Annotated in this window: 15 protein-coding genes and 1 CRISPR repeat array; of the genes, 9 read left to right on the top strand and 6 right to left on the bottom strand. The window is 56.8% G+C overall.

All coding sequences use genetic code 11. The features are described 5' to 3' along the window. Window positions 1-277: 277 nt before the first annotated feature. The 4 genes from alr to NP590_RS12130 form a co-directional block, all read right to left on the bottom strand. Window positions 278-1,360 (bottom strand): alanine racemase, encoded by a 1,083-nt coding sequence (gene alr, locus NP590_RS12145; protein WP_256602674.1) that lies wholly within the window; start codon window positions 1,358-1,360, stop codon window positions 278-280. Beyond that, window positions 1,357-2,751, bottom strand: a complete 1,395-nt coding sequence (gene dnaB / locus NP590_RS12140) for a replicative DNA helicase (protein WP_256602673.1) — start codon at window positions 2,749-2,751, stop codon at window positions 1,357-1,359. The genes alr and dnaB overlap by 4 nt, the downstream gene beginning before the upstream one ends. Before the next feature lie 78 nt (window positions 2,752-2,829). Beyond that, a complete protein-coding gene (locus NP590_RS12135; RefSeq protein ID WP_256602672.1) occupies window positions 2,830-4,056 on the bottom strand; it encodes an HD-GYP domain-containing protein in 1,227 nt (408 codons plus the stop codon). A gap of 86 nt (window positions 4,057-4,142) precedes the next feature. Further along, the gene (locus tag NP590_RS12130) at window positions 4,143-5,738 is read right to left on the bottom strand and encodes a tetratricopeptide repeat protein (protein WP_256602671.1); all 1,596 of its coding nucleotides are present in this window, start codon (window positions 5,736-5,738) and stop codon (window positions 4,143-4,145) included. Window positions 5,739-5,898: 160 nt separating this feature from the next. Here NP590_RS12130 and NP590_RS12125 point away from each other — a divergent pair, with 160 nt between their 5' ends. The 3 genes from NP590_RS12125 to NP590_RS12115 all read left to right on the top strand — a co-directional run bounded on the left by NP590_RS12125 (window position 5,899) and on the right by NP590_RS12115 (window position 11,387). After that, the gene (locus NP590_RS12125; protein ID WP_256602670.1) at window positions 5,899-9,003 is read left to right on the top strand and encodes an efflux RND transporter permease subunit; all 3,105 of its coding nucleotides are present in this window, start codon (window positions 5,899-5,901) and stop codon (window positions 9,001-9,003) included. A gap of 268 nt (window positions 9,004-9,271) precedes the next feature. Further along, on the top strand, window positions 9,272-9,727 hold the full coding sequence (locus tag NP590_RS12120) for a hypothetical protein (RefSeq protein ID WP_256602669.1): 456 nt from the start codon (window positions 9,272-9,274) through the stop codon (window positions 9,725-9,727). Between the two features lie 442 nt (window positions 9,728-10,169). After that, entirely contained in the window at window positions 10,170-11,387 is a 1,218-nt protein-coding gene (locus tag NP590_RS12115; protein ID WP_256602668.1) for an MFS transporter, read from the top strand. Window positions 11,388-11,477: 90 nt separating this feature from the next. Here NP590_RS12115 and cas3f read toward each other — a convergent pair whose 3' ends face one another. Both cas3f and NP590_RS12105 read right to left on the bottom strand, forming a co-directional pair. Beyond that, on the bottom strand, window positions 11,478-14,438 hold the full coding sequence (gene cas3f / locus NP590_RS12110) for a type I-F CRISPR-associated helicase Cas3f (protein ID WP_256602667.1): 2,961 nt from the start codon (window positions 14,436-14,438) through the stop codon (window positions 11,478-11,480). Beyond that, window positions 14,438-15,247 carry a WYL domain-containing protein gene (locus tag NP590_RS12105; RefSeq protein ID WP_256602666.1) on the bottom strand — a complete coding sequence of 270 codons (810 nt, stop codon included), beginning with the start codon at window positions 15,245-15,247 and terminating at the stop codon, window positions 14,438-14,440. The genes cas3f and NP590_RS12105 overlap by 1 nt, the downstream gene beginning before the upstream one ends. A gap of 113 nt (window positions 15,248-15,360) precedes the next feature. Between NP590_RS12105 and NP590_RS12100 the strand changes: the two genes are divergently transcribed. Genes NP590_RS12100 through cas1f form a run of 6 tightly spaced genes read left to right on the top strand, consistent with a single transcriptional unit; the run spans window position 15,361 to window position 19,896 of the window. Beyond that, a complete protein-coding gene (locus NP590_RS12100; protein WP_256602665.1) occupies window positions 15,361-15,660 on the top strand; it encodes a hypothetical protein in 300 nt (99 codons plus the stop codon). Then, window positions 15,623-16,483 (top strand): hypothetical protein, encoded by an 861-nt coding sequence (locus tag NP590_RS12095; RefSeq protein ID WP_256602664.1) that lies wholly within the window; start codon window positions 15,623-15,625, stop codon window positions 16,481-16,483. The genes NP590_RS12100 and NP590_RS12095 overlap by 38 nt, the downstream gene beginning before the upstream one ends. Next, the gene (locus tag NP590_RS12090) at window positions 16,480-17,295 is read left to right on the top strand and encodes a type I-F CRISPR-associated protein Csy2 (protein ID WP_256602663.1); all 816 of its coding nucleotides are present in this window, start codon (window positions 16,480-16,482) and stop codon (window positions 17,293-17,295) included. The genes NP590_RS12095 and NP590_RS12090 overlap by 4 nt, the downstream gene beginning before the upstream one ends. After that, the gene (gene csy3, locus NP590_RS12085) at window positions 17,292-18,386 is read left to right on the top strand and encodes a type I-F CRISPR-associated protein Csy3 (protein WP_256602662.1); all 1,095 of its coding nucleotides are present in this window, start codon (window positions 17,292-17,294) and stop codon (window positions 18,384-18,386) included. The genes NP590_RS12090 and csy3 overlap by 4 nt, the downstream gene beginning before the upstream one ends. Further along, complete coding sequence (locus NP590_RS12080) at window positions 18,383-18,958, top strand: type I-F CRISPR-associated endoribonuclease Cas6/Csy4 (RefSeq protein ID WP_256602661.1); 576 nt, start codon at window positions 18,383-18,385, stop codon at window positions 18,956-18,958. Before csy3 ends, NP590_RS12080 begins: the two co-directional genes overlap by 4 nt. Continuing rightward, the gene (gene cas1f / locus NP590_RS12075) at window positions 18,955-19,896 is read left to right on the top strand and encodes a type I-F CRISPR-associated endonuclease Cas1f (protein WP_256602660.1); all 942 of its coding nucleotides are present in this window, start codon (window positions 18,955-18,957) and stop codon (window positions 19,894-19,896) included. Before NP590_RS12080 ends, cas1f begins: the two co-directional genes overlap by 4 nt. A 107-nt stretch (window positions 19,897-20,003) precedes the next feature. Continuing rightward, a CRISPR array of direct repeats spans window positions 20,004-20,691; the repeat unit is 28 nt; unit sequence GTTCGCCGCCGCGCAGGCGGCTTAGAAA. Window positions 20,692-20,727: the final 36 nt, after the last annotated feature.

Raw genomic sequence — 20,727 nt, 5'->3', positions numbered from 1 at the left:
GTATCCATTTGGTTGCGCTGATCCCTGCATGTAATACCAGTGTTGCTTTGTATACACGTGGCAATTTGGGCAATTAAAGGCCCCGGCGTTTAGACTTGGTGCAATGTACTTTCCTTTCAATTTTCGCTCGCTCCGACTGAATTTTCTGCATAACAAGGAATTAGATAGTTAACTGTATATCTACCGGAGTTTGCCCATTGATAAGCTAACTTGTTGATGAGCAGATAATTTTTGCTTCCGTATATCATTTTTTCTTACCCCACTATTTTCCTTGTGGTCATGCATGCTCGACGATCTGCACCCGCTGCGTAATCCCGCACAACAGGGTATACGGTATGGTGTCGGCGTGGCGGGCGATTTCTTCAACCGGCAGGCCGTCGCCCCATAGCGTGACCGGGTCGCCGGGCTGGGCGGCGGGTTGGCTGTTCAAATCCACTGTAATCATGTCCATGGAGACCCGGCCGATCAGCGGTACCCGCCGGCCATTCACCAACACCGGCGCGCCGGCGCGGGTGTGGCGGTGGTAGCCGTCGCCGTAGCCTATTGAAATCACGCCCAGCCGGGTGTCGGTAGGGCACTGCCAGGTGCCGCTGTACCCGACGGTTTCACCGGCGGCAACGTTTTTGACCGCTATCAAGCGCGAATGCAGGCTCATGACCGGCCGCAAGCCGAAATCGGCGCCGGTTTTACCAGCAAACGGCGAGCAGCCGTACAGCATCAGACCCGGCCGCGCCCAGTCGCTGACGATGCCGGGCCAGCCGAGTATCCCGGCCGAATTGGCGATGCTACGCTGGCCGGGGTAGCCCGACACGACCTCGTTAAAGCGGTCGATCTGGCGCCGGGTCTTGTCGTCCAGCAAATCGTCGGCGTTGGCGAAATGGGTGATCAGATTGATCGGCTGCTTGAGCAACGGGCAATCCAATAGCTGTTGGTAGGCGGCGTTGAAATCGGCACCCTTGAAGCCCAACCGGTTCATGCCGGTGTCCATTTTCAGCCAGATCGATAAACCCGCATCCGCGGCGCTTTGCTGCTGTAGCAGGCTGATTTGCTGCGGCGTGTGAACCACCGCATCCAACTGGTGCTGCAGCATCAGCAGCAATTCGTCGACGCAGACAAAGCCTTGCAATACGGTAATGGGCTGGGAAAAACCGGCCTTGCGCAAACGCACGCCTTCGTCGACTCGGGCCACCGCCAAGCCGTCGGCTTGCTCCAGGGCCTTGGCCACCCGGGTGATGCCGTGGCCGTAGGCATTGGCCTTGATCACAGCCATGACTTTATTGTTCGGCGCGTAGCGTTTGACCTGGGCCAGATTATGCCGCACCGCATCCAGATCCAGATGTACGTAAGCGGCCGGCGTCATTCGTAATCCTCGCTGCCGGAATAAACCCCGGCGAAGTTCTCGAAGCGGGTGTATTGGCCTAAAAAGGTCAGCCTCACGGTGCCGAGCGGACCGTTACGCTGCTTGCCTATGATGACTTCGGCGATGCCCTTGTCCGGGCTGTCCTCGTTGTAGACCTCGTCGCGGTAGACGAAGATGATCAAGTCGGCGTCCTGCTCGATAGCGCCGGATTCGCGCAAATCCGACATGACCGGCCGTTTGTTGGGGCGTTGCTCCAGGTTGCGGTTCAACTGCGACAGGGCGATCACCGGCACATTCATTTCCTTGGCCAGCGCCTTCAAACCGCGCGAAATATCGGAAATCTGCTGCACCCGGTTGTCGCCGCTGCTGGGCGATTGCATCAGCTGCAAATAGTCCAGCACGATCAAACCCAACTGGCCGTGTTCGCGGGTCAGACGGCGGGCGCGGGAACGCACCTCGGTCGGGGTGAGGGCAGGGGTGTCGTCGATGAACAGCTTGGTTTCGGCCAATAAATTGATGGCCGAGGTCAGACGCGGCCAATCGTCGTCGTCCAGCTTGCCGGTCCTCACCTTGTGCTGGTCGATGCGCCCCAGCGACGACATCATCCGCATCGCCAAAGCCTCGCCCGGCATCTCCATGCTGAACACCGCCACCGGCATGCCGCTTTTCAATGCCACGTTTTCGGCCATGTTCATGGCTATTGTTGTTTTACCCATGGAAGGCCTGCCGGCCACGATGATCAAATCGGCGGGTTGCAGGCCGGAGGTTTTTTCGTCCAGGTCGGTAAAGCCGGTACTGGCGCCGGTGATGTCGCCGTCCTGTTCGTAGAGCATTTCGATCTTATCGACGGCCTTGGCCAACAAGGATTTGATCGGCGCGAAACCGCCCTGGCCTCGTTGGCGCTGTTCGGCGATTTCGAACACCTTGCGTTCGGCGTTTTCCAGCAGATCGGCGGTTTCCCGGCCCTCGGTGCTGAAGGCGGAGTCTGAAATTTCGGTGCCGACGTGAATCAGCTGTCGCAATACAGAGCGGTCGCGGACGATGTTGGCATAGGCGACGATATTGGCGGCGCTGGGGGTGTCCTTGGCCAGCATGCCCAAATAGGCCAGACCGCCGACGTCCTTGAGTTCGCCGGTGCTTTCCAGCACCTCGGACAGGGTCACTACGTCGAAGGGGTCCTGTTTTTCCGCCAGCTGGGCGATGGCGCGGAAAATCAGTTGATGGTCGCGGCGGTAAAAATCGCTTTCGACGACTTTATCGGCCACCGAATCCCAGGTCTGGTTGTCCAGCATCAGGCCGCCCAGTACCGATTGCTCGGCTTGCAGGGAATGCGGCGGTACTTTCAGGGATTCGAAGGCGTGGTCGGGGGCGAAATAATAGTCTTCGGACATCGGCGGCTTAAACGAAAGCTGAGGTTATTGGCGGGGCCGCGATTATAACGCATCGGGCCGGCGAATTTTGGCCCGCGCTCAGTCGCCGCGCGCCAGCCGGTAATACGCCTCGCCTTGCCGGGTCAACATGCCGACCACGCTTTCATCCAGTTCGCCCGCGCCGACCCGCTGGCGCAGGTTGTCCAAGACGGCCTCCAGGGCCATGCTTGCGCGGTAGGGCCGGGTTTGCGCCAGGGCTTGAAAAATATCCGCCACGCTGATGATGCGGCACTCCAGATCCTGCGCGGCGCCGGCGGATTTGAACGGGTAGCCTTCGCCGCGCAGATTTTCGTGATGAAAGCCGGCCCAGACCGGAATTTTGCTGTCGGCGAACACCCTGCTCAGAATGCGGTAGGTATCGTAACTGTGCCGTTGCATGCTGGCGCGTTCGGCGGCGGTCAATTTGCCGGGTTTATCGATGATGTCTTCCGATACCCGCAGTTTGCCAATGTCGTGCAACAGGCCGGCGATTTCAACCTGTTCCAGTTCCTGGTCGCCGATGCCGAAATCCGCCGCCAATTGACGGGCGATCAAGGCCACGCGTTCCGAATGTTGTTCAGTGTACGGGCTTTTGGCATCCACCACCCGGGAAAACAAGTGGGCCAGTTCGCGTTGCGCCGAGTAACCCAGCGCCACATGAGCTACATTCTTGCCCAGGGCGCGCAAATCCTCGTCCAGATAATCGGGGTCCATGGACAGCCAGAAGGCCTGGCTGGCGGCGACACGGGCGAAGGCGTCCAGCAGTTCCGGTGCGAACAGGCTGCCGGACAAGCCTTGCAGACGGGCCACGATGTCGGGAGCGGCGGTCAGAATCTGTTCGCTGTTCAAGTAAGGTACTTGCAATACATCGATACGGTCGGCCAGAAACAGCAAATTGGCGCGCAGGCGGGTGCGTTGATCCAGCGGTAACAGCAGCAGCTGCTCCCAGCGGGTATGGTGATAGCGAATCTCCAGCGCCAGATGCGCCAGTAGCGGGCAGGCGGCCAAGTAGTCGGCGCCGCGTTGCGCATGGGCATCGGCGCCGGACCATTCCAAGGTCTCGGTCAATTGCCGATGCTCGCGGATTTGCGCCACCCCGCAATCGTGCAGCATGCCCGCGTGCAACAGGCTGATTTGTTCGGCGTCAGGCCAGTTTAAAGCGCCGGCAATATGGTAAGCCATCATCGCCACCCGCTTGCCGTGCCTGATTTCGTCTATGCCCACCAAGTCCAGCGAGCAGCTCAAGGCCGTGATGGCGCTATGTAAGTCTATGTCTTGTTGGGGCATGAGGATTTTTCCTCCGGGTTGAAAAATCTGTCGCCGAGGCCGGTTTAAGGCAATACGGAGTAGTCATTTCGTTAGAGTTTAGCCTATTAAGCCACCCCGGGTTTAATGTCGAAAGCCACGCAGACCCGCTCCTGGTCGGACTGAAACGGAATGGTGCGGTGGAATAGCGAGGAGGGGAACAGCACCAAGTCGCCGACTGCCTGATCGACGATACGGCTGGGAAACTCGTCGTGCAGACGCGGGTAATCGTCGCCGTCGGTGCCGTATTCGAAGCTGCCTTCGTGGCCGCCGCATTTATCGGGTAATTGCAGATACACGCAGCCGCTGATCCAGCCTTCTTCGTGGATATGCGATGTCAAATACCCGCCTTGCCGCATGCGCAGATACCAGGAGCTGGCAAATTCCAGCTGCTTGGGAAACAGCCGGATCAGACTGTCCTGACTGCCGGCAAACTGTTTTTGGTAGGCTTTGACCTTGGCGCGGATCAAGCCGGCCAATTTTTGAAACGACGGCTCGGCCCGTTGCAACAGGTTGCCGGCGGATTGCTTGCCGTAATACAAACGGCCTTGTTTACGTTCGGCGATGGCCAGATGGGTGATGTCGTGCAGCAGCTGATTCAGCAGCGGGCTGTCGGGAATTGCCAGTTCTTCTATGCGGGTATGCAGGACGAAATCCATCGGGTTTCGGCAAAAGCGGTAGCTGTTGGGCTGGCGGAAATTGATGGCGTAGTGGGTGGACAAGGTGCCCAGCAGAATGGAGTGGTGCGGCGTGCTGTCGGCCAATTGGTCCAGGCTTTGCTTGAAGGCTTCGAATTGACCGGTTTTATATAGGCATTGCAAGACCCGTTCCCGGGCGTCGGCGAAATCGGAGGCGGCAAAGTAGGGCACGGCTTGTTCGAGTTGGCCGCCCAGGCAATAGCATTCACCCAGGTTGTAGTTGGCGCGGGCATGGCTGGGCTGTGTCTGCAAGGCTTGCCGGTAGCTGCGCACGGCGGCTTCCATGTCGCCCTGGTCGCGGTAAATCTCGCCGATATCGTTCCAGGCGTCGGCCATTTGCGGGTCCAGGCGCAGGGCTTCCCGGAATTCGGTCATGGCCGCCGCATGTTCGCCCTGCCCATATAACGTGGTACCCAGATTGAAATGGCCCTTGGCGTCGTCATGCAGGGCCAGGGCCTTGCGGTAACACTGCTCGGCGGCTTGCAGATCGCCGCGCAGTTGCATGACCGCGCCCCAGTTGACCCAGGCTTCGAAAAAGTCCGCTTGCGCGCGCGCGGCCTGTTGATAATGCTTGGCGGCCTCGGCCAATTGGTCTTGCTGTTGCAGCAAGGCGCCCAGATTGAAATGCGCCACGCTGAAGTCCGGTTTCAGTTGCAAGGCTTTGCGGTAACTGGCCATGGCGGCCTTGACGTCGTGCAACTGGGTATAAATTGCCGCCAGATTGAAATGCAATTCGGCGATGGCCGGATCCAATGTCAGAACTTTACGAAAGGTGGCGGCGGCTTCGCGCAGCTTGCCCTGGCCTTGCTGACACATGCCCAGCAAATTCAACAGCGCCGCCGATTTGGGGTAGTGCGTCGACAGGGCCAGGGCCCTGTGTTCGGCCAGCGCCAATTGGCCGCTTTGATATAGCTGATGCAGGGCCTGCAATTCGCCGGCTTGGGGGTTTTTGGGTAATGGCTTCATGGTGTATCGGTGGGCAACTGGCGGACGATGGAGTTTCAGCATAACGTAAGCGGTTTTAAACGCCAAGCGGCCATTGCCGGAAGCGGTTTAAGGCTGGGCATAGACCCGCACCGGCTCGGCAGGGCACAATAGGCGCTATTTGTCATCGGCCGGTCCATTCATGCTCGCTACCCTGATCCGTTTTTCCATCCGTTATTCCGGCGTCGTGGTCGCCTTGGCTTTGTTGCTGATGGCCTACGGCGCATACCGTTTTAGCAGCGCGGGCCTGGATATTTTTCCGGAATTCGCTCCCAAGCGGGTCATCATACAAACCGAAGCGCCGGGCTTGGCCGCCGAGCAGGTGGAAGTGCTGGTGACCTTGCCGATAGAAACCGCCGTCCGCCCCTTGATCGGCCTGGAAAGCTTGCGCTCCGAATCGATACAGGGCCTTTCCATCATCACCGCCACCTTCGCTGAAGACAGCGATATTTACCGCAATCGCCAGCTGGTGGCCGAACGCATGTCCAGCCTGGGGCAGAAACTGCCGGCCGGCATCGGCATCCCGGTGGCGGTACCGCTGTCGTCGTCCTCGTCGACGGTGCTGACCATAGGCTTGAGTTCGGGCAGCAAATCCTTGATGGAATTGCGTGGTCTGGTGGACTGGACCTTGGCGCCGCGCCTGCTGGCCGTGCCCGGCGTGGCCGATGTGAATGTATTCGGCGGAGAGGTGCGGCAATTGCAGGTGCAGGTCAGGCCGGAGGCCTTGTTGCGCTTTAATCTGACCCTGGACGAGGTGGTGGCCGCCGCGGCCGGCGCCAACCAGACCAGCGGCGCCGGTTTCATCGAAAACGACAATCAGCGCTTTACCTTGCAAGTCAGCGGCCAGCCGGCCGATCCCGAACAATTCAAACGCTTGGTGGTAAAACGCCAGGACGGCGTCGGCATTACCTTGAACGACGTGGCCGACATCCGCTATGCCGCCGAGCCGCCGATCAGTGCCGCCCAGATCATGGGCAAACCGGGCGTGGTGCTGATGGTGATAGGCCAGTTCGACGCCAACACCTTGTCGGTTTCTCGGCGGGTGGAAAGCGTGCTGGCCGGCTTGGAACCCCTGTTCAAGCAGCAAGGCGTGGATTTCTATTCGCACCTGTTCCGCCCCGCCGATTACATCGAAACCTCGGTGCATAATCTGGCCGGCCATCTGTTGTTCGGCGGTCTGTTCGTGGTGCTGGTGCTGTACCTGTTTCTCTTCAATTTACGCAGCGCCTTGATTGCGGCGCTGGCGATACCCTTGTCCTTGATGTCGGCGGTGCTTGTGTTGCTGCAGATGGGGGTCAATCTGAATATCATGGTATTGGGCGGTCTGGCGATAGCCTTGGGCGAGGTGGTGGACGACGCCATCATAGACACTGAAAACATCTTTCGCCGCCTGCGGGAAAATCGGCATAAGGCCCGCCCGGACAGCGTGGCCGCCGTGATTCAAAGGGCTTCGTTGGAAGTACGCGGTTCAGTGGTCTACGCCAGCTTTATTGTCGCGCTGGTGTTCGTGCCGCTGTTGACTTTGGATGGCGTGGCCGGACGTTTGTTTGCGCCCCTGGGTCATGCCTATATCCTGGCGATCATGATGTCTTTGGCCGTGGCATTGACCTTGACCCCGGCCCTATGCCATTTACTGCTGAAACGCCGGTTGGCCGACGACAGCGAGCCGCCGCTGATCAAACGACTGAAGCCGCTGTATGCCAGTCTATTGCAATGGGTGATGCGGCATTTCAATGCGGTGGCCCTGGGCTGTCTGGCGCTGTTTCTGCTGGGGGTATTAGCCTTTTTACGCCTGGAACACAAATTCCTGCCGGAATTGCGCGAAGGCCATTTCATCGTGCATACCGCCAGCGTGCCCGGTACTTCCCTGATCGAATCCATCCGGGTCGGCAGCCTGCTGACGGAACGCTTTCTGGCGGTCGACGGCGTGGAATCTGTATCGCAGTGGGCGGGCAGGGCGGAGCGCGGCGCGGACACTTACGGCAGCCATTACAGCGAATACGAGGTTAGGCTCAAGCCCTTGCCCGGCGCCGAACAACAACGGGTTTTGGACGGCTTGCGGCGCATTTTGGACGCTTTCCCCGGCATACATTACGAGGCCAACACCTTTCTGACAGAGCGGGTGGATGAAACCATTTCCGGCTACACGGCGGCCGTGGTGCTGAATATTTACGGCAACGATTTAGCGGCGCTGGACGACAAAGCCAGGGCCGCCGCGCAAATCGTCGAAGCCATCCCCGGCGCGGTGGATGTGCAAATGCGCTCGCCGCCGGCCACCGCCATGCTGGACGTGCGTCTGGACCTGGATAGGCTGCAATTTCGCGGCATCAGCCCGGCCCAGGTCATGGCGGCGCTGGAAACCGCATACGAAGGCCGTATCGTCGGCAAGCATATTCAAGGCAACCGGATTGTTAACGTGGCCGTGACCTTGCCGGCCGATATGAAAAAACACGCCGAATCGCTGCGGCAAATTGCCCTGAAAAATGCCGACGGCGAACGGGTGTCGCTGGAACAAGTCGCCGATATCCGCCACGGCGAGGGCCGTTACAACATCCTGCATCAAGGCGGATTGCGGGCGCAGACCGTGACCTGCAATGTCGAAGACCGCGACATGGACGATTTTATGCGGGAATTGAAACAGCGCTTATCGAAACAGCTGGAATGGTCCGACGAAAGTTATCCGGAATTTATCGGCGCGGCGCTGGAGCAAGCCAAGGCCCGCCGGGATCTGATCATGCATTCGTTGTTGGCCGGCGCCGGGGTGCTGGTGTTGATTTACATTGCGCTGGGCAGCCTGCGGCATACGGTGTTGACCCTGCTTAACCTGCCGTTTGCCCTGCTGGGCGGCGTGCTGGCGGTGGTATTGACCGATGCCGCGCTGTCGGTGGGCTCTTTCGTCGGCTTTGTGACCCTGTTCGGCATCACCGTGCGCAACTGCATCATGCTGATTTCGCATTACCGGCATCTGGTCGAAATCGAAGGCCAAGCCTGGTTGGCGGCGACGGCGCTGCGCGGCGCTCAGGAACGGCTGCCGTCCATCCTGATGACAGCGCTGGTGACGGCCTTGGCCATGCTGCCGGTGGCCTTCGACAGCGACAATCCGGGCCGGGAAATCATGGGGCCGATGGCGGCCATCATCATCGGCGGACTGGTGTCGTCGACGGTGTTGAATCTGCTGTTGCTGCCGACGATATTGTTGAGGTTCGGGCGATTTGCCGTGCCGCTTGCTTCGCTTACCGACGATTAAAAAACCGCCGTCAAAAACCCTGATTTCCCTACTGCTTTTGTCGGGAATTCGCTAAATTGTCGGACACTGTCCGATAGTCGCGCTGCAGCGGTTTTTCACCCGGTTCGCCCTGCATATTCGGTGTTTAAATATGCAGTCCTTTAAAAAACAAAGCGTTAGCTGTTTTTGCCGTGTTGCGGTTTGCCGACTTGGCGGCCGGCGGAAATTGGTCATGATTTTGCTTGGTCTGTTGATGTCTTTTCACATTAATTTGACCAAGGGGATTGAAATGTTTGAACACAAAAATCTTGACGGCGTTTGGAACCGCGTCCTATCCGCAACCGATGCATTTCTGAACGGCGATATTCTGGAATGCCGGGAAACCTTGGGCGCGGAACCCGAGAAAATCAGCCGCATGCAATATGCCGTGGTCGGCCAAAGGTTGGTTGAACGCTGTCTGCCGCCGGAAGCCCTGGGCGAAACCTGGACGCACGATGCCGGCAAGCTGCCGTGGTGGGATTCGGTAAAGAATCCGCCGCACGCCGGGATTATTGCCGACTTCAACAGCCACGGCGGCGGTCTGCACCGGATCCCCCTGGACGCCAGTCATAACGTGGTCGGCTTTGCCGGCGATGGCGAGGAAATCCTGCTCGTCAACGGCATGTACACGGTCAACCGCAAAAGCGACGGTCAAACCTTGAGCGCCAAGTCCATGCTCGAATTGCGCGGGCTATATTTTGCCTAACACTCATGAAGGCAGGCCTCCTGCTCATGAAAAGCAGTCTCGTCGGAGCGATGCACAGTCGCGATGACGGCCTTGCCGATCGAGACTAGGCCTCACTTCCAACGTGACCTTCAGAGTAAGGCCCGGGGCCGGCTGGGTTGAGCGAACCCCGGCCGTTTCTGTTTGGTCATTATCCGCTCCGGCAGCTGTCGTAAAAGCTCCTTGCGGCAGGGGGTTGGGGCGAGGAGGATATAATTAATAAGCCATTGATTTATGTACCCTCATCCAAACCTTCTCCCGGCGGGAGAAGGGAGTTATCGGCATTTAAGCTGCCTCCCGAGTAAGAAGGAATTGTTTCGATTTTTTACCACGCCCAGCATCCGGATGGCGGCAAGCCCGGTAAACTGAAGCTTTTTCGCAATCCACCGCTCGGCCTGTCGGGCGGTGCGTTATCAGGACATACATGGCGACTCCCGGCATTATCAACAGTGCATTTTTCAAACTCCTGACTTTTCGCGGCTTGGCCGTACTGGCTTACCAGGTGATGGCCACCGTGGTGGGCTGGCATGTCTACGAATTGACCCGCGACACCCTGGCCCTGGGCTTGGTGGGCTTGGCGGAAGTGGTTCCCTACTTTTGCTGCGCACTGTTTGCCGGTTACGCAGTGGATCATTATTCGCGGCGCTGGTTCGGGATCGTCGCCTGCGGGCTACTGGCGTTGAATGCCGTAACATTGCTGCTGGCGGCCGACGCGCGCCTGCCTGGCGATCCCTTGCGGTGGATTTACGGCACGATTGCCTGTACCGGCGTGGCCCGAGCCTTTCTGGGGCCCAGCTACAGCGCGTTGTTCGCGCTGGTGTTACCTCGGGAAGCGTTTGCCAAGGCGTCCGGCATAGGCAGCTCGGTGATCAATTTCGGTCTGGTGGGCGGGCCGGCCCTGGGCGGCGCGCTGGTGGCCTGGGTCGGCAAGAGCGCCGCTTATGGCGTGGCGGCTGGATTATGCGCGGTGGCGGCAACGGCATTGTTGACGCTACGGATCAAGCAGCCGCCGCCGGCGGAATCGGTGCCGATTTTCGCCAGCATAGGCGAGGGATTGCGCTTTGTATTCAACAACCAGGTGGTGCTGGCCGCGCAGTCGCTGGATATGTTCGCGGTATTGTTCGGCGGGGCGGTGGCGCTGCTGCCGGCCTTTATTCATGAAGTGTTTCAATACGGCGCCGAGGGTCTGGGTATTTTGCGGGCCGCGCCGGCGGCCGGGGCGGTAATGACCGGCCTGTTCCTGGCCCGCCATCCGATAAACCGCCATGCCGGCAGTTGGTTGTTGGCGGCCGTGGCCGGCTTCGGTTTGTGCATGATAGCGTTTGCGCTGGCGGCCAATTTTTGGCTAGGCGCCCTGTGCCTGATGCTGTCCGGCATTTGCGACGGCGTATCGGTGGTGATGCGCTCGACCATTCTGCAGCTGTCCACGCCCGACGCCTTGCGCGGCCGGGTGTCCGCCATCAACGGCATTTTTATCGGTTCGTCCAATGAACTGGGCGCCTTCGAGTCCGGCGTCGCCGCGCGCTGGCTGGGCTTGGTACCGTCGGTAGTGTTCGGCGGGGCGATGACCCTGATCGTGGTCGCGGCAACGGCAAAATTGGCGCCCAAACTGCGCAAGCTCAGCCTGAGCGATTTGTATTGAGGGGGGAGTAATACGCTCCCGCGAAAACTATTAAATTTTCCCGTATCGATGCAGCGCCGGTGGTCTGGAGTTGCGGCGAATTGGTGCCGGCTATTCGTTGTCGACAAAGAACCCAAAAGAACTATCGTAAATTAAAACGCTGTTATCTTTCAGCGCAGGAACGGTTACCTTCATTCCCATTTTCGTAGCTATGCCATGGCTATGGCAATGTTCGAACAAGCTATCGGTATCGCATGTCAGCCAAGTATTTTTACTTGGTTCCTGGTGCACTAAATCACGTCTCTCTACAGAACCGGAAAAGTCGATCAAACGAAATTTTCCGTCTTCATCCAAATAAAACTCATCCTGACGCTCTTTGTCCCTGAGGGGATAAGCCTCGTACAGCGCTTGGCCGATCCACCATGGGGTTGCCTGATTCAAATCGAATTGTCTATCAAGCGGTTTATTAAGCATTCGATCGATAGCATCGTTATCAAACTGTGCAAACCGATGACCATCGAACATCAGCCCGGCATCGATGGCCCTTAAATTTTGCCAGTCCAATAGAACAGAAAGATCCTTGGTGTTATAGGGTGAATCCCCACTTTCGTAACCCGGTTTACAGAACACGACCTTCTCGTTACGCGCCCATCGGTGGTTGTACTGCATGATGGCGATATTCGGTTCCGTGACTTTGTCATGTCGATGACGATTGACTCGGCCGGCAGTCTGTACGATAGAACGTGTACTGGAGGGTTCTATCACCGCCCAATCGAAATCATGGTCGCGTCCGATTTCCTCGACCGGGGTAGCAACTACGATGAATATTGTTTCGTCATAAGGTGAGGCGGCTAGTAGATCGCGGATTTCAAGATCGGCTTCAATGGCGGTATTACCATTATGACGCCTCAGCAAACGATCCAAGGTTTGTTCTTTCAAAAATCGCTGAATCAGAAAATCCTGGGAGTGATAGCATGCAATCCTGGAATTGGGTAGTCGTTCCGCCAAAAATCGAGCGGTGGCGATGGCGGGAATAATATTTGCCATTCGGACCAAACCGAACGACACCCGTTTACCGCTGGCTTTGTGAGTCCAGCCGTGCGCCGCGTGCAGGCGTTCCGCCGCAGTCGCTACGGATTCTTGCCAACAACTGGGCGAACGTTCGGTGACCGTTTGCAAAAACGCTAACCGCTCTGCCATGGTTGGTGTCTTTTGTCTCTGCCGTTCGATACGTTTCCGGTAGAGATCGGCAAAAGCGAAGCTAGCGTTGAAGCGAACAATGTCCGGTATTAGTCGAGTATCATCGAACAAAGCGCAGGCGAACGCCGGTTCACTGCCTTCCAACGCAGCGCGCATCCGTGCGCCGCTATAATAGGCTTCGTAAAGTGCATTGGCCACCGGCTCTGCCAAGGTCGCGGTTGAACAAATCACGTTGCGCCCAAACAGCGCTGCCATCTGTACCAAACGCAACACCGCAACCAAAGGCTTCGGGTCGTAACCGTCCACTTCGTCCAGCACCAGATCGCTATCGAGCAAACGCAGTAGCGCTGCGACATGATGGCCTTGTTTATGTGGCATGCCGGCGGCGATCAAAAAATCGATGGTGGAAATCAAGATTGGCGCGCCGAGTATGGTGTTGAAATTCGGTTTACCAGCGGCGAATTCTTCTAGCCAAGCCGGAACGTCGAACTCGCCCGGCGTTACGTCGAACTCGGTTTCGGCCTCGTTTTCGTCGGCATCGTCCGGTGTCGCCAGCCGGCTTTGTTGATGAAGTTTGGTGGTGATCCGATCGCCAATGATGCAAGCCAATTCGTCCGGGCCAATTGCCAATTGTTCGCGATAGGCATCGCCGGTTTGCAGCGTCAGGGCGCGTAGATTCAATGCCACGGCAAAACGGACTCGGCCTTGGCTTAGGACGCAAGCGGCGCGAGCGTTCATTCGAGTTTTTCCGCTACCGGTGCCGGCCATATTCAACGCCAATACCGGTAAATCGGAGTCCCGCCGAAAAGCCGCCAAGGCATCGGCGGCGCGGTCTTGCCATTGGTACGCAGCTTTGGTCACCGGTTGGCAAATCGCCTCCAAGCTTTGTTCGCTTAAGCTTGGTAAACGCAAATTACCGATGCGATAGGCGAAATCGCCGGCGGCGTGCGCCACTTCATTCAAATGCCAGTTCAACGGTTGGTCAAGGTTGCCAGCTTTGGTGTTGGCGAACATGCCGTCTTCGGGAGGCTTTCCGTAAGGTCTAGCGGAAATGACATGATCGGCCATGATTAGCGCGGCACGGGTGTAAACGCTAATTCCTCGCCAATAAGCCGCCGATTTATCGGCAGTTTTTTGCTCTATACGTGCCAACAGTGCTGGTATTGTTTCAAAAGGTTTTTCGGATAATGCGCCTTGCGGTGCCAAGTCGATAATTTCGCCGGAAAAGTGATTGCTTTCGTCCGGTTCGGTCATGGCCTTGATAGGACCCAATAAGCGGTGGTGAGTGACCAACAAATAATCCAGTGTGTCGGCCGCTGAATGCAGGCCATTCTCTAGTCGATTGTCTTGTAATATTTTCGTCCCACGCAAGCTTTGCCAAGCATCGTCCCAATTTTTGCCTGCGCGCATCAATTGCAATACCCGCATCGATACCCATTCATGGCGTACGGCGTCTTTGCTCGGCGTTGCCGCTCGCAACTTGGCTTGAAAAAGTGTGGAAGCCTTACCGATGTCATGCCCCCAACCGGCGGCTTGCGCCAGCAGCGAAGCGACTCGTAACCATTCCGCTATAGGTGTCGTGTTTTTCGCCAGTCGATAGCCGGCCGGAAAATGTCCATCCGGCCCGAATGCGTTACGGGAACCGACGATCCACAATAGTTTCATCCGTTGCCGGCCTTCATTGCGGTAACAGGCTACCGCGGTTTGTCGGGTAGCAACCCGTTTCAGTGCCAAACGTACTTCGTGCAAGCCTTCGGTGGTAATCGGTGTGGCCCACGCCTTTTCGCCAGTGCGGAGTGCGAAACTGTCCAGCACTGCGCGGGTTTTCTTTATCGCCCGTTTCTCGCAGGCCGAGACGAATAAAACGTGCATCAATCCTCCTTGAGCAAAGGTGGCCAGATCGCATTGGCGTTGGCGGGCTGGTCGGAAAAACGGCGTAAAAATTCGAATATGCCGCGCTTGGGAAGCCTGACTTTGCCATCAACGACGTTCAATTCGTGCCGCAATACCGCTTGCTGGGCCTCGCTCAAGGCTTCGTTCAAGCGAACCGGTACATCGGTTAAATAATCGTCGGCGGCTAATCGGATCAACTCCTTCGGCAATTTCCGCCCGGCCAATTCGGCGTCGGTAATACGGGGCAGGACGAAGACTTTTAGTGGATGACCGGCATCTTCCAAATCTTGAGCGATCAATCGCCATTGATCGCCCATGCGCTCCAAACCGGCCGGCAACAACCAACGCCAGCGCGGCGCTTCATCGCGGCGTAAGCCAACATAAAAAATTCGCAAATCGCCGTGATGTGCCAACGCGCGGCTGATCGTCAACAATACGCCGGGTGTTTGCGGCGCATTCCGGGTCCATTGCACGATGTTGACTGGCAGTTCGTCGGCGCGCAATCCGGTATCTCGCAACGCAAACAAGCCTTGATCCAGGCAATTCATCAGCTGTTCCTCCGAGGCTTGCGCCGGAATGGGTGCGTTTGAGCGCAGCTTTACCGCTTTGCCGGTACGTTCCAAGGTATCCGGCCAATGCGTCGCCGCCCCATCCATTGCCAAACTGGCCTTGGTCGTGCCGATTTTGCCGAACGCATCGATCACGTCTCGGCGAGTTACCGAGCCATAGCGCACGGCGCGGCGCAGAATAAAGTAATCGACTTCGTTGGGAGGACGGTAATGGCTCATGGCAAGGCTAAATGTTCGGTTTTTGTATATTGAAAGGATAGGTTTTTTGTTGACAAAATGCAAAAGCACATTTAATCTGAATAAACGAAATTCGTACTTTTTGAGGAGATTAAATGGCAAAGCCCCCTAAAAGAGAAAAAGAGCAACCGCCTTGGCAGAAAATTCCTTTGCAGGTTTATCGCGCCGAAGCCGGCGAGTTGGTGCATTTCTCGGCCAAAATTGTCAACTCCAATGCCGAAGCGTTCGGCGTGCGGCTTGGGCATCAAAGCAGCTTACCTATGCCGTATGTTTCGGCCCGCTGTTTGATGGAACATGGTTTGGCGCTAGGCTTGGATTACGTCCAATTTTCAGCGGGTCAAATCAGTTCTGCCGATAATGCAACCAAAAAAAAACAACGCCATAAAGCAAATTAAACGATTAGAGACTGAGTCTATCGAGACAATCGAAAGCGACGGTGAAGATCTAAAGCATCTAAAAATGTCGTTGCTCGAATTTATTTCTAAGTCGTATGCCACTCCGAACGGATTACTTCAAGTAGAACCACGTCTCAGACAATTGTTATTGCCAAAGGGAAGCGATTACATGGCCATTACACCACTTCCCTGTGGCAGCTTAAGTAAAGAAATCAATAGACGCACACAAGCTCACAATGAATTAGCCAAAGATAGGAATCAGAAATTTATCGATACAGGCATTTTGGGCATTGGCGGCTCAAAGCCCCAAAACGTTAGTCTGTATGCAAAAGACCTAAGCAGTCCACTTTACTTTGCAACCCCCGCCGAAAACCGCGTCATTCGTGCCGCGTGGGCAATACACCATCAAGGTATTGCCATTCGCCTTCCCTATCGGGCGATGCTGGCCTGGAAAACCTGGCGCGAACAAGTCGCGGCCCAACATGGCGGCCAGATTCCGACCGATATGCGCCATCGCGACCGGGAGCGCCAATTAGTGCTCGATGTAGCTCAAGGCGTGTTGATGCAAGGGCGTAAAGCCTTGCGCTTGCTGGAAAAGCAACGTGACTTGCTCGGCGAACACTTTTTGTCGGACGAATTAACCGATACCGTGATTCGCGGCCTGATAGACCCGAGTCAACGCGATAAAGCCTGGCCCAGAACCTTTGCTGAGCGTATTGCCACCGCCATTGGCCGTTACAAAACCGGCGACGATTTGTTTTTACCTTTGGATGGCGGCTCGTTGCAACGGATAGCCCGCTGGCTTGAGGAGGCGGTTCGATGAACGACGAGTATTTGTTGTTACCACGGCTGGAAATTCAGAATGCCAATGCTCAATCGGCATGGTGGCTGATCAATGCCGCGCCAGTGGTGGCGGCCAACCTGTTTGCCCACAATCTGGGCCGACATTGCCGGCGCTTTCCTCGGGCGGTCGGCATTTTTCATCATCACGGCCAATTGCTGGGCGAACGTTTTTACAAGTTTCATCCGCAACAACGGCGCGGCGCGGTGTTCATCGACGGCGCCGATTACGCGTCCACCAATAAGCACGCCTTGTCATTGCAACCCACGGCCTCTTGCCATTTGACCTGGTCGCTGTTACTGGCGTTTTCCGCCGATGACGGCCTGCCCTCATTGTCAAAAATTCATGATTTTCTACACGGTGCCAGGCTGGCCGGCGGTCAAATCATCCGCCATGAACCGGCTGAAGCTTTAAACGATGTCGATGCCGTCAAGCGCAGGCTGCGCGGCGGTTTCTGGTTGGTCGAACGGCGGGATTTGCTGGAAAACGGTGATCCGCTGGACGGTTTGATCGCCGCTTGCGGTCGGTCGAAGCCAAAAACCGATGAAACCAAACCTAACCAACTACCCGAATCTTGGCTAGTGCCAACCACCTTGGGCTATGCCGCGATCACCGATTTTGCCCAACGCGGCGGTGTGCGGGAAGCTTACCCGCATGCTTACGCTGAACCGCTGGTCGGCTTGGCGCAATACGTTTCACCCCGCCACTGGGGCGAACGCCCATTGCCGTTGTGGCGCGGCCATTGGCCGCAAGATGATGTATTTCTAGTGACTCAACAGGAGCTAAACCCATGAGCGATGCAGTATTTAAAAAACTTCCCGGCGTATTGTCGTTTCAACGCGGCATCGTGATCTCCGATGCCTTGTTTTATAACGAGATAGACGGCCAATATCTACCCTACCCGGTACACGTGTTGCGTCACGGTATACGCGGCACTCAGAACATCAACAAAACCGGCGACGCTGAAACCGCTATGACCGCCGAAGCCAAACGTCAGGAAGTATCAAATATCCAAACCACCGACACCTCGAAATTGGAGCCCAACGCCGAAGCCCTGATTGTCACCTTTGCTTTGCGCTTTCTGGATTTCAAGCAAGCCTTGTTCGCTTGCGCGCCCGGCCCTAAGGACAGCGAGCCGGAAATCACTGCGGTGCGCACCAGTATCGATAACTTCATCGAACGGGCCAAAACCAGCGAAGGCGCCGCCGAAATCGCCCGCCGCTACGCCCGCAATATCGCCAATGCCCGCTGGTTATGGCGTAATCGCTTGTTGGCGGAAAACATTTTGGTCGAGGTTTTTCATGCCGAAAGTAAAGTGGCCGAATTTAACGCGCTGACGATTCCGTTACACCACTTCGATGATTATTCCGCAGACGAACGCCAAGTGGCTGAGCTGGTTTTGCAAGGCTTGCGCGGCGATAGTCTGGCCACATTGAACATCGTGGCTCGGGTTTCATTCGGCGTTAAAGGCGCGATCGAAGTTTTTCCGTCGCAGAATTACATCGACTGGGGACCAAATAATCGAGATAAGCCATCGGGATTTTCTAAGTCGTTGTACGCAGTGGGTAAACCTGAAACTGAGGATAAAACAACTGGAAAACGCTTTATGGGTCATGCCGCCTTGCGCGACCAGAAAATATCCAACGCATTACGCACCATTGACACTTGGTACCCGGAAGCCAGCCTTTACCAAGGGCGTCCGATAGCGATAGAACCTAATGGGGCAAGCTTGGAGGCGCAGCGGTTCTTTAGAGATGAAAAAACAAAATCCAGAGCCTTTGACTTAGTCAAACGCTTAAATCAACTCGACCCCGCCAGCCCGGACGGTATGTTCGTGACCGCCAGCCTGATTCGCGGCGGCGTCTATTCGGAAGCCGGCAAATGATCCCGCGCCACTACGTCGATTTAAACCTCCAAAACGGCGGACGCGGCGCCGGCTTGCCGCCGCCGGTGCTGGCAGGTGCCGCACTACGGGTTTTACACGGTGTGTTCAAACAACAGCCGAGCCGTTACGCGTTGGCATTGCCGGGTTTTACCGAAGCTCCATTCGCCAAATTGCGGGTATTCGCCGGGGATCGGGACGATCTGGACGTGCTACAGGAAGCCGTGTCCGGCCACCACGTATTTCAGAACCAAGTACAACTCGGTTACCCGCGCAAGGTCGGGCAGAACTACGAGGGACCTTGGTTGCGTTACGCCCGCTATCGGATTCCGTCACGCAAGGCCGGCCGCCACCCGGAAGACGGCTTGCGGCAACGACGCATGCTGCAAGCCGACGAACGGCGCCTGCCGTATTTCATCATCAATAGCCAAAGCACCGGCCAGCAATTCGGCTTGTATATCGCAATTGATTCAGTCGAGCCGCCGGCGGAATGGCAAAACCGCGATATAGAGCCGGACAGCTACGGCTTATCGGTCGCCAGCCGCGCGTTTTCGTTGCCGGATTTGCCGATATGAGCAAACCGCAAGTCAAACCGCGCAGTATTCTGCTATCGAAGCGCGCTAACGTGTTTTATCTGGAACACGTGCGGGTGATGCAGAAAGACGAACGGGTGGTTTACCTGACTGAAACCGGCGAAGCCATCGAACGCTTTTTCAATATTCCGGAACGCAACACCGCCTTCTTATTACTTGGCAAGGGCACCTCGATCACCGATGCCGCCGCCCGCCGCCTAGCCGATGCCAATGTGCTGGTCGGCTTTTGCGGTTCCGGCGGTTCTCCGTTGTTTTCGGTGGCCGATGCTGTGTTTCTCGCCCCGCAAAGCGAATACCGTCCTACCGAATACATGCAGGCTTGGGTTAAGGCTTGGTTCGATGAAAACACTCGTGTTGAAATGGGTCGGCGCTTGTTGCGCCAACGGATGGCATGGACTTTAGAGGCCTGGTCGGATAACGCCGAGTTGTTGAAACGCAAAGTCGCGATACCCGACGCACTGCTAAAACGTTTCGAAAACGACATTGTCGCTGCCGACAGCAGTCAGCGCTTGTTGTTGGCGGAGGCTCAGTGGGCCAAAGCCTTGTATGCCAAGTTGGCGGAAGCCTCGAAAGTGAATGAATTCAAGCGCGAAGAAGGAAAAGGAGCATCGGAAACTACTGCCGACCGCATCAACGGCTTTCTCGATCACGGCAATTACATTGCCTACGGCTATGCGGCGACGGTTTTGAACGGCTTGGGGATCAGTTTTTCGCTACCCTTGCTGCACGGTAAAACGCGGCGAGGTGCGTTGGTGTTCGATATCGCGGATTTGGTCAAGGATGCCTTTGTCATGCCTGCCGCATTTCTGGCTGGTGCGGAAAAATCCAGTCAACGCGACTTTAGAAATTCCTTAATAGAAACCTGTCAGCAAGAAGAAATCCTGGACCGTCTTTTTACCTTCGTTGCCAAGCTTTCTTAAAAGCTTTTGTTTTTCAATTGCTTATAATTTCTCTTCGAAACATTCCTTTTCCTGCATAAAATACGCTAGCTTTTTGAAATTGCTGGTTAAATTCGAAAAGCCTTTCAGTTCGCCGCCGCGCAGGCGGCTTAGAAATCAAACCAAACAAGGACCCGATCTGTGATAAGGTTCGCCGCCGCGCAGGCGGCTTAGAAATTCAGATAGCGCGGCATTTTGAGCGCAATAGAGTTCGCCGCCGCGCAGGCGGCTTAGAAATCGCGTTGCAACCGTTTGCATTGCTCTATCCGGTTCGCCGCCGCGCAGGCGGCTTAGAAACACAAAACCTTGCTGGTTGCGGTATCGACAAAGTTCGCCGCCGCGCAGGCGGCTTAGAAAACTGGACAGCGGGCGGTGATTGAAGACACTGCGTTCGCCGCCGCGCAGGCGGCTTAGAAAAACCGCAGCCAGCGAAGGCGCGGACTGGAAGAGTTCGCCGCCGCGCAGGCGGCTTAGAAAGTGGTCAATGTGGCCTCGAACGCATCCAGGGTGTTCGCCGCCGCGCAGGCGGCTTAGAAATGATCGACGGCAGCAACGATCCGCAGGATTTTGTTCGCCGCCGCGCAGGCGGCTTAGAAAGTACCCCAGTCCGCCGTTGCCGCCGGAAATGTGTTCGCCGCCGCGCAGGCGGCTTAGAAAACGGTGGTCGGCGCCACTCAATATCAGGTGGTGTTCGCCGCCGCGCAGGCGGCTTAGAAAAAATCCGCCGCCGCAACGGCCTGTACAAAACTGTTCGCCGCCGCGCAGGCGGCTTAGAAACTTGACAAGCCGCCCAGATGCGCACCAAGAAGCGTT

It is taken from the genome of Methylomonas subterranea (genome assembly GCF_024505185.1).
Lineage (GTDB): Bacteria > Pseudomonadota > Gammaproteobacteria > Methylococcales > Methylomonadaceae > Methylomonas > Methylomonas subterranea.
Note: the sequence above shows the minus strand (reverse complement) of the source record. Positions and strands in the feature narration are given on the sequence as shown.